Source organism: Caballeronia sp. LP006 (assembly GCF_031450995.1).
In the GTDB taxonomy this organism is placed as follows: Bacteria; Pseudomonadota; Gammaproteobacteria; order Burkholderiales; family Burkholderiaceae; genus Caballeronia.
The window spans coordinates 282,826-295,153 of sequence record NZ_JARTVW010000003.1 but is presented as its reverse complement, the minus strand read 5'-3'; the positions used below and the strand labels follow the sequence as shown (position 1 = coordinate 295,153).

Annotated in this window: 12 protein-coding genes; 7 read left to right on the top strand and 5 right to left on the bottom strand. The window is 63.6% G+C overall.

Features of this window, described 5'->3' with window-relative positions; translation table 11 throughout:
- Positions 1-144: 144 nt before the first annotated feature.
- The 6 genes from P9250_RS06065 (at position 145) to P9250_RS06040 (ending at position 7,666) form a co-directional block, all read left to right on the top strand.
- Entirely contained in the window at positions 145-774 is a 630-nt protein-coding gene (locus tag P9250_RS06065; protein WP_409014814.1) for a (2Fe-2S)-binding protein, read from the top strand.
- Positions 775-784: 10 nt separating this feature from the next.
- Positions 785-1,789 (top strand): xanthine dehydrogenase family protein subunit M, encoded by a 1,005-nt coding sequence (locus tag P9250_RS06060; RefSeq protein WP_310391750.1) that lies wholly within the window; start codon positions 785-787, stop codon positions 1,787-1,789.
- 21 nt (positions 1,790-1,810) lie between these two features.
- Positions 1,811-4,045 carry a xanthine dehydrogenase family protein molybdopterin-binding subunit gene (locus P9250_RS06055; protein WP_250527576.1) on the top strand — a complete coding sequence of 745 codons (2,235 nt, stop codon included), beginning with the start codon at positions 1,811-1,813 and terminating at the stop codon, positions 4,043-4,045.
- Positions 4,046-4,177: 132 nt separating this feature from the next.
- Positions 4,178-4,888 (top strand): UPF0149 family protein, encoded by a 711-nt coding sequence (locus tag P9250_RS06050; protein ID WP_250469195.1) that lies wholly within the window; start codon positions 4,178-4,180, stop codon positions 4,886-4,888.
- Positions 4,889-5,059: 171 nt separating this feature from the next.
- Positions 5,060-7,234 carry a malate synthase G gene (locus P9250_RS06045; RefSeq protein WP_250510945.1) on the top strand — a complete coding sequence of 725 codons (2,175 nt, stop codon included), beginning with the start codon at positions 5,060-5,062 and terminating at the stop codon, positions 7,232-7,234.
- A gap of 183 nt (positions 7,235-7,417) precedes the next feature.
- Positions 7,418-7,666, top strand: a complete 249-nt coding sequence (locus P9250_RS06040; RefSeq protein ID WP_250527574.1) for a hypothetical protein — start codon at positions 7,418-7,420, stop codon at positions 7,664-7,666.
- A 96-nt stretch (positions 7,667-7,762) separates the two neighbouring features.
- Here the strand turns inward: P9250_RS06040 and P9250_RS06035 are convergent, their stop codons facing one another.
- The 5 genes from P9250_RS06035 to P9250_RS06015 all read right to left on the bottom strand — a co-directional run bounded on the left by P9250_RS06035 (position 7,763) and on the right by P9250_RS06015 (position 11,266).
- The gene (locus tag P9250_RS06035) at positions 7,763-7,948 is read right to left on the bottom strand and encodes a 4-oxalocrotonate tautomerase (RefSeq protein WP_016347879.1); all 186 of its coding nucleotides are present in this window, start codon (positions 7,946-7,948) and stop codon (positions 7,763-7,765) included.
- Between the two features lie 27 nt (positions 7,949-7,975).
- The gene (locus P9250_RS06030; protein WP_310391746.1) at positions 7,976-8,752 is read right to left on the bottom strand and encodes a class II aldolase/adducin family protein; all 777 of its coding nucleotides are present in this window, start codon (positions 8,750-8,752) and stop codon (positions 7,976-7,978) included.
- A complete protein-coding gene (locus P9250_RS06025) occupies positions 8,730-9,680 on the bottom strand; it encodes an urea transporter (RefSeq protein ID WP_310391745.1) in 951 nt (316 codons plus the stop codon). Before P9250_RS06025 ends, P9250_RS06030 begins: the two co-directional genes overlap by 23 nt.
- A 127-nt stretch (positions 9,681-9,807) precedes the next feature.
- Complete coding sequence (locus tag P9250_RS06020) at positions 9,808-10,011, bottom strand: hypothetical protein (RefSeq protein ID WP_244830959.1); 204 nt, start codon at positions 10,009-10,011, stop codon at positions 9,808-9,810.
- A gap of 115 nt (positions 10,012-10,126) precedes the next feature.
- Positions 10,127-11,266 carry an iron-containing alcohol dehydrogenase gene (locus tag P9250_RS06015; RefSeq protein ID WP_310391742.1) on the bottom strand — a complete coding sequence of 380 codons (1,140 nt, stop codon included), beginning with the start codon at positions 11,264-11,266 and terminating at the stop codon, positions 10,127-10,129.
- A gap of 126 nt (positions 11,267-11,392) precedes the next feature.
- On the opposite strand from P9250_RS06015, the gene P9250_RS06010 reads away from it, so the two are divergent.
- Positions 11,393-12,322: a LysR family transcriptional regulator gene (locus tag P9250_RS06010; protein WP_310391740.1), complete on the top strand. Its 930-nt coding sequence runs from the start codon at positions 11,393-11,395 to the stop codon at positions 12,320-12,322.
- Positions 12,323-12,328 lie beyond the last annotated feature (6 nt).

Below are 12,328 nucleotides of genomic sequence, written 5' to 3'. Positions count from 1 at the left end.
ACGTGCTGTTCGAACGTCCTGCCGCATCGCGCAGACCCTCGCCGCGTCGCCATCTTGCGCCGCTTTCACGAGCGCGCATCGACACACTCTCGCCGCATCCCGTTGCACTTCCAGGCACTGCTGTCATACCCAGGAGAACGCTCGATGCAACATCCAGTCCCCCAATCCACGAACGAACGAGACAGGGCCAAGCGCGCCGCGACGCGCGTCCCTGGCGCCGACGTCGCCTCGCAGCCGCAAATGCAAATGCAGGCCGCGCAAGCCACCGCCGACGTGCTCGCGCCGCCGCCAGCAAGAACCGGCGACGCTAGCGTCAGCTTCAATCTCACCGTCAACGGCCAGAGCCACGCGCTTTCGCTCGATCCGCGCACGACGCTGCTCGATGCGTTGCGCGAACATCTGCATCTCACCGGCACGAAGAAGGGCTGCGATCACGGTCAGTGCGGCGCATGCACGGTGCATGTGAACGGCCGCCGCGTGAACGCGTGCTTGTGTCTTGCCGCCGCGCACGACGGCGACGCCGTGACGACCATCGAAGGCATCGGCGAAGTCGAGGACATGCATCCGTTGCAGGCCGCGTTCGTCGAATGCGACGGCTATCAGTGCGGCTACTGTACGGCCGGTCAACTCATGTCGGCGGTGGCGCTGCTCGACGAACCCGTCGGCACGAGCGACGACGACGTGCGCGAAGCGATGAGCGGCAACCTGTGCCGCTGCGGCGCGTATCAGAACATCGTCATGGCGATCCAGTCCGTGCGCGGCAACAAGGCTTAAGGAGAGCGCCATGGAAATGTTCACGCTTTCCCGCGCGCGCGACTTGCGCGACGCGATTGCGGCGGGCGCGTCGGCGCATACCGCGCAGCAAGGCGCCGAAGTGCGCTTTCTCGCGGGCGGCACGACGCTGCTCGACCTGATGAAGCTCAATGTCGAAAAGCCCTTACGGATCATCGATATCAGCCGTCTGCCGCTCGATCATATCGATGCCACCGATGACGGCGGCATGCGCATCGGCGCGACCGCGCGTAATTCGGACCTCGCGCACCATCCGCTCATCAAGGAGCGCTATCCGGTGTTGTCGCAGGCGGTGCTCGCGGGCGCGTCCGTCCAGTTGCGCAACATGGCGACGACGGCCGGCAATCTGCTGCAACGCACGCGCTGCGTCTATTTCCGCGATACGGCTTCGCCCTGCAACAAGCGCGAGCCGGGCAGCGGCTGTTCCGCGATTCATGGCTTCAATCGCACGCAGGCGATTCTCGGCACGAGCGACACGTGCATTGCGAGCAATCCGTCGGACATGAACGTGGCGCTCGCCGCGCTCGAAGCGACCATCCACGTCGAAGGCGCGAAGGGCCAGCGCGCGATTCCCATCGACGCGTTCTACGTCCTGCCCGGCGACACGCCCGAGCGCGAGAACGTGCTCGAAGCCGGCGATCTCGTCACGCACGTCAGCCTGCCCGCGCCGGTGGCAGGCGCGCGTTCGGTGTACCTGAAGTTGCGCGACCGGGCGTCGTATGAATTCGCGCTGGCGTCGGCGGCGATTGTCGTCGGTGTGAAGGACGGGCGTATCGCGCATGTGCGCGTGGGACTCGGCGGCGTGGCGACGAAACCGTGGCGCTCGCGCGAAGCCGAACAGGTTTTGCAAGACGCCACGCCCGACGAAGCGAGTTTTCGCCGCGCCGCCGATGCCGCCCTCGCCGATGCGAAACCGCAAAGCGAAAACGGCTTCAAGGTGGAACTGGCGAAGCGCTGCATCGTGCAGGCGTTGAGACTTGCCACCCAGGCATCCTGACACCGACCGAGGAACCCGCCCATGTCCACCGCACCTGACACCACGTCGTCCTTCATTGGACGACCCCAGTCGCGTATAGACGGACCGCTGAAGGTTTGCGGCCGCGCGACTTACACCTCAGACGTCGATCTGCCCGGCATGCTGGTTGCCGTGCCGGTTGGCAGCACCATCGCGAGCGGCAGGATCACATCGCTCGAATTCGCGGCCGCGCAGGCCATGCCCGGCGTGAAGCTGATTCTGCATCGCGGCAATATCGGCAAGTTGTATCGCATTCCCGGCAATTCGTTCGAAGACGGTTATACCGATGAACAACGTCCGCCCTTCGAAGACGACGTGATCCGCTATTACGGCCAGTATGTCGCGTGCGTGATTGCCGAAACCTTCGAAACGGCGAGCGCGGCGGCGGCCGCGATCAAGGTGAGCTACGACGTCACGCCGCACGACGTCAGCTCGGCCCTGACCGCCGCCGAAGAGCCGAAGGTCGCGAGCGAGCGCGGCGATGCCGCGAGTGCTTTCGACGAAGCGCCCGTGAAAATCGACGAGACCTACGTGACGCCCGTCGAAACGCACAATCCGATTGAACTGCATTCGACCATCGCGCACTGGAACGGCGACAGCTACACGTTCTACGAGACGAGCCAGGCGGTGTCGAACCATCGCGGCACGCTCGTGCAGATGCTCGGCGTGCCGAAAGAGAAAGTGCGCGTGATCTCGCGCTACCTCGGCTCGGGTTTCGGCGGCAAGTTATGGATGTGGCCGCATTCCTTGCTCGCGGCGGTCGCGACGAAGCAGACCGGGCATCCGGTCAAGCTCGTGCTGAGCCGCAAGATGATGTTTCAGAACGTGGGACATCGGCCGACGACGCAACAGCGCGTGCGGCTCGCGGCCACGCAAGACGGCAAGCTCGTGTCGCTGCGGCATGATTTTCTGAACCACGCCGCGCTCGCCGACGAATACGCCGAAGACTGCGGCGAAGCCACGCCGCAGATGTACAGCACGGCCAATCTGCGCGTAACGGGCGGCGTCGCGAAGCGCAACGTCGGTTCGCCCACGTCGATGCGCGGTCCAGGCGCGGTGCCCGGTCTCTACGCACTCGAATCGGCGATGGATGAACTCGCGGTCGCCTTGAAGATCGATCCGGTGGAATTGCGGCTGCGTAACGAACCCACCGTCGATGAAAGCAGCGGCTTGCCGTTCTCGTCACGGCATCTCGTCGAATGTCTCAAGACTGGCGCGGAGAAATTCGGCTGGGCGAAGCGCACGCCCGAGGTCGGGTCCATGAAGCGCGATGGCTTGACGCTCGGTTGGGGCGTCGGCGCATGCAGTTGGCCTGGCTTGCGCTTCTCGGCGGAAGCGGCGGTCGATCTGCGCGCGGACGGCACGGCGCGGGTTGCGTGCGGCACGCAGGATATCGGCACCGGCACGTACACGATCCTCGCGCAGCTGGTGGCCGAGCACACGGGCATTGCGCTACGCAAGATCGAAGTCGGTCTCGGCGATACGGCCTTGCCCATCGGTCCCATTTCCGGCGGCTCGGCGGCGACGGCATCCGTGATTCCGGCGGTGTCGGATGCCGTGCGCGCGGCGGTGAAGATCGTGCTCACACGTGCATCGCAGGCGGAAGGATCGCCGTTCGCGGGCGCGAAGCCGGACGATCTCGCGTTGAGTGGCGCACGCGTGCATCGCAAGAACGAATCGGCGGAAAGCGGCGTGCCTTATACGCGGATTCTCGAGTTGTCGAACATGCATGCGGCATCGGGGAGCGGCAGCGCAAAAGGCGGCTTCGACGACCCACTCAAGAAGAAGTGGTCGATTCACTCGTACGGCGCGCATTTCGCCGAAGTGACCTGGGACGCGGCGACGGCGCGCTTGCGCGTGAGCCGCGTGGTGACGGTGATCGACGGCGGCAAGATTCTCAATCCGCGCGCGGGACGCAATCAGGTGGAAGGCGCGGTGGTGATGGGCGTCGGCATGGCGCTCTTCGAGCATACGATCTACGACGAGCGCAGCGGCGCGCCGATCAACAGCAATTTCGCGGATTACGTCGTCGCCACCAACGCGGATACGCCGAAGCTCGACGTCACCTTCCTCGATCATCCGGACACCATCTTCAACGAACTCGGCGCACGCGGGATCGCGGAGATCGGGCTTGCCGGGATCGCGGCGGCGATCACGGGCGCGGTCTATCACGCAACCGGCGTGCGGGTGAGAAAGCTGCCGGTGATGATCGAGGACTTGCTGGAAGCGGCTGTGTGAGTCGATGCACGGTGAGGCCCGGTCTTTCGAGACCGGGCCTTTTCCTTGGCCTTCGATCGGAGGAAAACAAGCAGGCCGTACAATCGATGAAGTGACTCCTGCCCGAAAACTCTAAACGTCCAATCTTCAAACGTGCCCTCGATCCGCCCCGACAATCTCTCCGACGACGAACTCAACCAGCTCGACGACTTCCTCGCATCCGTTGGTCCGAACGCGATGAACGTCGAAATGGTCGATGGCTTCTTCGCTGCCTTGGCATGTTGCCCCGACCTCATCAAGTCTAGCGAATGGTTTCCTGAAATCTGGAACACCGATTTCGAGTTCGATAGCGAACGGCAGGCAACCGAGATCACCGGATTGCTGATACGCCACTGGAATGTCGTCGTGGGCGAACTGGCGCGCACGCTCGATAGTTCGCATCATTACGAGCCTGTGCTCGAAGAAGACGAGAGCGGCGTGGCGAACGCGAACGACTGGGCGCATGGCTTCATCCGTGGCGTCGGCATGCGTGCCGAAAGCTGGAGCAGCCTGCTCAGGGACGACACGCGCGCGCGTTTGCTGGCTCCCGTGCTGGCCCTGCATCACGAACACGACGACAACCGCACCTTGCAGTCGCTTTCCATCGAAAACGAAACGCGCGATGGACTGATCGGCCAGATGTGCGAGAACCTGAGCACGATCTATCGATTCTTCGAGCCGCAGCGAAAGGCGCGGGCAGCCGGTCTCTCTCCCATGCCATTAAAGCGGCTGGAGCCGAAAGTCGGACGCAACGACCCGTGCCCGTGCGGCAGCGGCCGAAAGTACAAGCAGTGCTGCGGCGGCAATCTTCCGACGCTGCATTGATGCGCGGGCCAATCGTCTTCCGGCGCCGTTGCGTACGCACCGGAAGGCGTTCCGTATGAAGCCCGCAGCGCCCACGCTTGCCGTTTCGAACAGCGACCCGCCGTCAATCCGCGCTACCATATTGCCCAGCCCGCCCAAAAACCCCTGAAGCATCGTTCAGCCGGAGTGCCCATGACCGACATGACCCAACAACACGGCCTCAAGGTCGCCACGAGTCTCGCCAAGTTCGTCGAAGAAGAAGCCATTCCCGGCACGGACGTCGATACTGCTTCCTTCTGGAAAGGCTTCGACGCCCTGGTGCACGATCTCGCACCGAAGAACCGCGCGTTGCTCGCCGAGCGCGACCGCCTGCAGACCGAACTCGACAACTGGCATCGCGGCAATCCTGGCCCGGTGCGCGACCTGCGCGCGTATCGCAAGTTTCTGGAAGAGATCGGCTATATCGTGCCCGCGCCTGCCAGCGTGCGCGCAACGACCGCCAATGTCGATCGCGAAATCGCCGAACAGGCCGGTCCGCAACTCGTCGTGCCGCTGTCGAATCTGCGCTATGCGCTCAACGCCGCGAACGCACGCTGGGGCAGTCTGTATGACGCGCTGTATGGCACCGATGCCATCGACGAAAGCGACGGCGCCGAGCGCACGGCCGAGTTCAATCCTAAGCGCGGCGCGAAAGTAATCGCGTATGCACGCGCCTTTCTCGACGACAATGCGCCCCTCGCGCACGGCTCCCATGCCGACGCCACGAAGTACAGCATCGAACAGGGCAAGCTCGTCGTCACGCTGAAGGACGACAAGAGCCGCCTCGCGAACCCGGAACAGTTCGCGGGCTTTCAGGGCGATGCCAGCGCGCCCCACGCCATCCTCCTCAAGCATAACGACCTGCATGTCGAGATTCAGATCGACGCCGATCATCCCATCGGCAAGACGGATGGCGCGCATGTCAAGGACCTGCTGATGGAAGCGGCGGTGAGCACGATCATCGATTGCGAAGATTCGGTGGCCGCCGTCGATGCCGCCGACAAGACCGCGCTCTATCGCAACTGGCTCGGTCTCATGCAGGGCAATCTCGCCGAGCAGGTGACGAAGAACGGCAAGAGCTTCACGCGCAGCCTGAACCCCGACCGCGAATACACCGCGCCCGACGGCTCGACGCTCAAGCTGCATGGCCGCTCGCTCCTCTTCATCCGCAACGTCGGGCATCTGATGACCAACCCCGCCGTGCTCGATCGCGACGGCAACGAGATTCCCGAAGGCATTCTCGACGCGGTGATGACCACGCTCGGCGCGCTGCACGACCTCAAGAACAAGATCAACTCGCGCACGGGCTCCATCTATATCGTCAAGCCGAAGATGCACGGCCCCGCCGAAGTGGCGTTTTCGGACGAGCTTTTCACGCGCGTCGAGGACCTGCTTGGCTTGCCGCGTCATACCATCAAGATGGGCATCATGGACGAGGAACGCCGCACCAGCGTGAACCTCAAGGCATGTATCGCGGCGGCGGGCGCGCGCGTCGCGTTCATCAACACGGGCTTTCTGGATCGCACCGGCGACGAGATGCATTCGTCGATGGAAGCCGGCCCGATGATGCGCAAGGGCGACATGAAGTCGTCCGCTTGGATTGGCGCATACGAGCGTAACAACGTGCTCGTCGGGCTGAACACCGGCTTGCGCGGCCGCGCTCAGATCGGCAAGGGCATGTGGGCGATGCCCGATCTCATGCACGCCATGCTGCAGCAGAAAATCGCGCACCCGAAGGCGGGCGCGAACACGGCGTGGGTGCCTTCGCCCACGGCGGCCACGCTGCATGCGCTGCATTACCATCAGGTCGATGTGCAGCACGTTCAGCAGGACATGGAGAGCATCGACTACGACGGCGTGAAGAACGAACTGCTGGATGGCCTGCTGACCATTCCGGTGGTCGACAAGCCGAGCTGGTCGGAAGACGACATCAAGAGCGAGATCGAGAACAACGCACAGGGCATTCTCGGTTATGTGGTGCGCTGGGTCGATCAGGGCGTGGGCTGTTCGAAGGTGCCTGACATTCACGATGTCGGCCTGATGGAAGACCGCGCCACCCTGCGCATTTCGAGCCAGCACATTGCGAATTGGCTGCGGCATGGCATCGTCACGGAAGAGCAGGTGAGACAAACGCTGGAACGCATGGCCGCCGTGGTGGACCAGCAGAACGAAGCAGACCCGCATTATCGTCCGATGGCGCCGGCATTCGACAGTTCGTATGCGTTCAAGGCGGCGTGCGCGCTGGTGTTCGAGGGTCGTACGCAGCCTAGCGGGTATACGGAACCGTTGTTGCATAAGTTTCGGCTGGCAGCCAAGCAGACGGCTTGAGTTGCATTGGATGAAGGGCCGCTTGGCGGTCCTTCGTCGATTAGTCACTTACGCACGAGAGTTCGGCTGAACGTACTTAGGTTGCATTCATCGGCGTCAGACCTTGTTCAAAAGCGGTCGATGTTATCGACGCATGGCGCCCCGAAGCGCTCGCCCGCGATTTCCCCTTAAGCCCATCCGATCATGATGAACTTGATGCATTGGCGTTTGCTGGTGGCCGTGGCGGATGCGCGATCTGTCTCGAAGGCCGCCGCACAGGTCGGCGACTTCGGTGTGGCGGACGCCTACCTATACACGATACTGTCGTGGCTGCCGCACTTCTCAATAGACATCGAGCGCTGGAAGTCGCTCGCACGCTTTGTGGACCGGATCGGCGCACGCCCTGCGGTGAAGGCCGCGCTTGCCGCTGAAGGGGCGTCGCCCGTCGTATGATGCGCGCATCGCGCTCGGATCCGGTGAAAGAATTGAGATCCGGCGATCCATCCAAAAGCGGCAGACAGCCGAAACGTCAGCCACATGAACGCACAACTACTGCTCCGACCAGAGCTTCCCTGCCGTCGCCCAATTCTCGCGCTTCACATCCGTCAGAATGATATCCACGGAGCCCGGCTCGCAGCCGAGCGTCTCGCAAGTCGTACGCGTGATCGCCTCGACGAACTTGCGCTTCTCTTCCGCCGTGCGGCCTTCGAACAGTTGAATGTTGAATGTCGGCATGCCGTCGATCTCCTTTGAGTTGAACCTTCATTCCCGATACGACGGGTCGATGCGCTCGAGCTTGCGCAGCAGCGCAGGCCATTCGAGCGCGCCTTCGATCGCATCGTCATCGTGCAATTGTGCGGCCGTGCGCGCGACGACATCCGGATTCGGCACGATCATCTTGCCTACGCCCGCCAGCGCGCGCAGCTGAATATCGCACGCCTTCACGAGCATATCCATCAGCACGTAAGCCTCGGCGATGGTGCGCCCAAGCGTAAGCGGCCCGTGATTGCGCAAGAGCATGGCGCGATGCGCGCCGAGACTCGCAACCAGCCGCTCGCCTTCCGCCGGCGAAAACGCGAGGCCTTCGTAATCGTGGTACGCCAGGTGCCCGTGAAAGCGCATGGCATGTTGCGAGCCGGGCAGCAAACCGTGCGGTTGCGCGGACACGGCGATCGCTTCGCGCACGTGAAGATGCATCACGCAAACGGCATCGGCACGGGCGGCGTGCACCGCGCCATGCAGCGCGAAGCCGGTCGCGTTCACGGGATGCGCGGTCGCGCCGATCACGTTGCCATCGATATCGATCTTGACGAGATTCGACGCCGTGACTTCGTCGAAGGAAAGCCCGAACGGGTTGATCAGAAAGCGGCCGGGCTCGCCGGGAACGCTTGCCGAGATGTGCGTATAGACGACATCGTCCCAGCCGTTGAGCGCAACGAGCCGATACGCCGCCGCCAGATCGGCGCGCGTCGCCGCTTCGGCCGCCGAACGCGGTCCGCTTTCCGCGATGCGGCGCTCAGGCGTGTGGGTGAACGACATGTGAGTCTCCTTTATCGACGAGAGCGGGCGCTGCCTGCATGCGATGCGACTTGTCCGTATGCGCCTCGAGACGGCGCGCCATGCAAAGCACCGTCCACGACGCCAGCACGAAAGGCGCGGTCAACGCGGCGACGCCCAGGCAATCGATCACGCGCTCGAACAACACCGATGCGACGATCGCCAGCAGCGTATAGCGGCCGCCGAGCGGCGCGGCGGCCAGCGCCGCGAGCGCCGCATTGAAACCGCATGCACCGGAGAGCGCGACGGCATCGCTTGCGCCGCCGAGTGCGTGCAGAAACGCGCCGAGTCCACTGCCCGCGAGCGCCCACGCCGCACGCGACGGCCCGGCGGCAAACAGCCCGATTGCGATGAGCGCACCGGCCAGCGCGCCGGTCGCGAAGACAATCGGCGCGAGGCCCGCGAAAGCCGCCTCCAGCATGGAAACGAAGCCCGTCGCGACGGGCGGAATCGCGCCTGTATCGCCGCGCCCGGCCAGAAACGGCAGCCAGCACCAGGTCACGATGATCGCCGGGCTGGAGAAGATCGGCAAGCCAAAGCGCATGAGTTTGCCGGCGAGCGTGGGGGCGATGAGCGTCGCGGCCATCGCCGCGACAATGGCCACAGCCGCCGCCTGCGATGCATCGCCGATAAACGTGAACGCCGCGAGCGCGGCCAATGCGCCGTTGAAACCGTAGAGATCGTCGCGCATGGCGGGTGAATCCGCGTCTTGCGTGATGACGGTAATGACGTTGCCCGTCAACGCGCCGATAAGCAGACCGCACGCGAGCCGGGGATTCGCGCACAGCAGCGCGACGAAGATGCAGACGCCCGTCGCGGCATTACGCTGCAGGACGATCTGCCCGATGCTGCGGGCAAAGCTCGTGATTTGATCGCCGAAACTGGCGTTGGTTTGGATGGCGGCGGACATGCGTGGCGGCGGAAACGGCTTGAGGAGCCGCCAGCATAAGACAAGGTGCGCGCGCCGTGCGACGGCGGGCCGTATAGCGGGTATGCGACTGCCGCGCTCGAAGAAGGCGAGCGCGGCGACGTGAAACTTAATTGAACGCCATGGGAACGAGCGGCGTGGCGTCGCCGCCGGGGTTCGCCAACGAGAGGTCTGAACTCATCTTGACGATTTCCGTAACGTTCTCACGGAAATTAGGGTGGCTTTCCCAGGTGATATAGCTCGCGTCCAGCACGGCGGACATGGTGAGAAGGGTAAAAGCGATCTTTTCTACGACAACGAAGCGGCGGCCCATGACAAGTTCCCCAAAATTTGCCAATCATTGTAACAGAACCTAGGGTTTTCCCGTAAGGGTCGTGTTGCAATGCCGCAAATAGGCCGCCGTCGCTTGTCTTGCCTTCCGGCCCGAATTACAGGGATGCCTCGAGAATAGCCGTGTAGTCTTCCGTCGATGCCTCGCGCGGATTCGTCTTATGACTGTGGTCCTTTAGCGCGCCCGCGATGATGCGCGGGAACAATTCGCGCGTCACGCCGAGATCGGACAAACCGCGCGGCAGTCCGAGCGTCGCGGTCATCGCGCGGATGGCCTCGCCCACCTCATCGCCGGATGCGAGGCCCATTGCCTGCGCAATGCGCGAAAGCTTGCCCTCTTCCTGCATGGTCGGCGCGCTGCTGTTGAACGCGATGACCGCCGGCAAGAAAATGGCGTTTAGCGTGCCGTGATGCAGCTTCGGGTTGATGCCGCCGAGCGAGTGCGACAGGCTGTGCACACAGCCGAGACCCTTCTGGAACGCAAGCGCGCCCTGCATCGACGCGCTCATCATGTTCCAGCGCGCCACGCGGTCGGCGGGATTGCGCGTCGCGCGTTCGATATGCCGCCACGCGCGCCACAAGCCGTCGAGCGCGATGCCGTCGGCGGGTGCGTTGAACACCGGCGCCATGAAGGTTTCGAGACAGTGCGCCACGGCGTCCATGCCGGTGGCGGCGGTCATCAGCGGCGGCAGGCCCAGCGTGAGTTCGGGGTCGCAGATGGCGACTTTTGGCACGACATAAGGCGAGATCACGCCGACCTTGCGGCCATCGTCGAGAATCAGGATCGCGCCGCGACCCACTTCGCTGCCGGTGCCCGCCGTCGTCGGAATGGCGATGACCGGCGCGGTCGCCGCCGTGATGCGCGCAAGGCCGCCTTCGATCACCGCGAAACTTTGCAGCGGACCTTCGTGGGTTGCGCAGACGGCCACGCCCTTCGCCAGATCGATGGACGAACCGCCGCCTGCCGCGATCACGCCGTCGCAATCGTTCTCGCGATACATCGCCACCGCCGCGCGCACGGCCGCTTCGTTCGGATTGGGCGGCGTCGCGTCGAATACCGGCGCGGGCGTTTGCGCGCCCAGCGCATCGACGACTTTATCGAGCAGACCGGCTGCGCGAATGCCTGCATCGGTCACGATCAGCGGGCGTTTGATGCCGAAGCGTTCGCACTCTCCCGCAAGCAGGCGCAACGCGCCGAAGTCGAACTGAATCTGCGTGATGTAGTTGATGAGGGACATGGTGACTGAGGAAAGGTTATATGGAGCGAAGCGCGCCGCGGTGGTGGTCGAGTATACGTCGGAGAACTTCGCGGCGATACTGACGACAATTGATACCGCTATAACTTTTACTCAACCCTCGCGGCCATGACGCCCAGCATCGACTCGATCATCTCCCGCCTGCATGTCAAACAGTTGCGGCTTCTCATCGCGCTCGAAGAACGCGGCTCGCTGGTCGGCGCGGCAAGGCAACTCGCGCTCACGCAACCGGGCGCGAGCAAGGCGCTCCATGAAATCGAAACCACCTTCGGCGCGCCGCTATTCGTGCGGACCAATCGCGGGCTCGAACCCAACGCGATCGGCCATTGCGTGATCCGCTATGCGCGGCTCATTCATACGGACCTGGCGCATTTGCGTGAAGAGATCGTCGGCATCATGCGTGGATACGGCGGGCGCGTGGCGGTAGGCGTCATCATGGGCGCGGTGCCGCTCGTGACCGATGCGATCACCGAAGTCGCCACGCGTCAGCCAGAGATGTCGGTGGAAATCGTGGAAGATACGAGCGCGACGTTGCTGAGTCTGATCGATGCCGGCCGGCTCGATCTCGCCGTGTGCCGCACGAGCGTGAGTCAAACGCCGTATCTCTACGACAGCGCGATCGTGCAGGACGAGACGCTCGCGGTCATCGCCAATACGGAGCATCCCTTGGCGAAGAGAAAGCGCGTGGCCTTGAAGGATCTGGCGAAGCACCGGTGGGTCGTGTATCGCGCGAACATGCCCATGCGCCTCTTGCTCGAACGCGAGTTTCACGATGCAGGCCTGCGTTTTCCCGCGCATCTGCTCGAAACCACATCGGCGTTCGCGACGCTTTCTCTGCTACAGAAAAACCCGTCGCTAGTGGCGCTGGTGTCCGTGGATGTCGCGCGCTTTTGCACGGCGCATGGCATCGTCTGCACCTTGCCGCTTGCATTGTCGTCGCGTAGCGAGCCTTACGAACTGGTCACGCGGCGCGACGCGCCTCTGTCTCCCGGCGTGCGTCTTTTGATGCAGGCGATCGAAGAAGCCGGCCGCGCGTGAACAGGA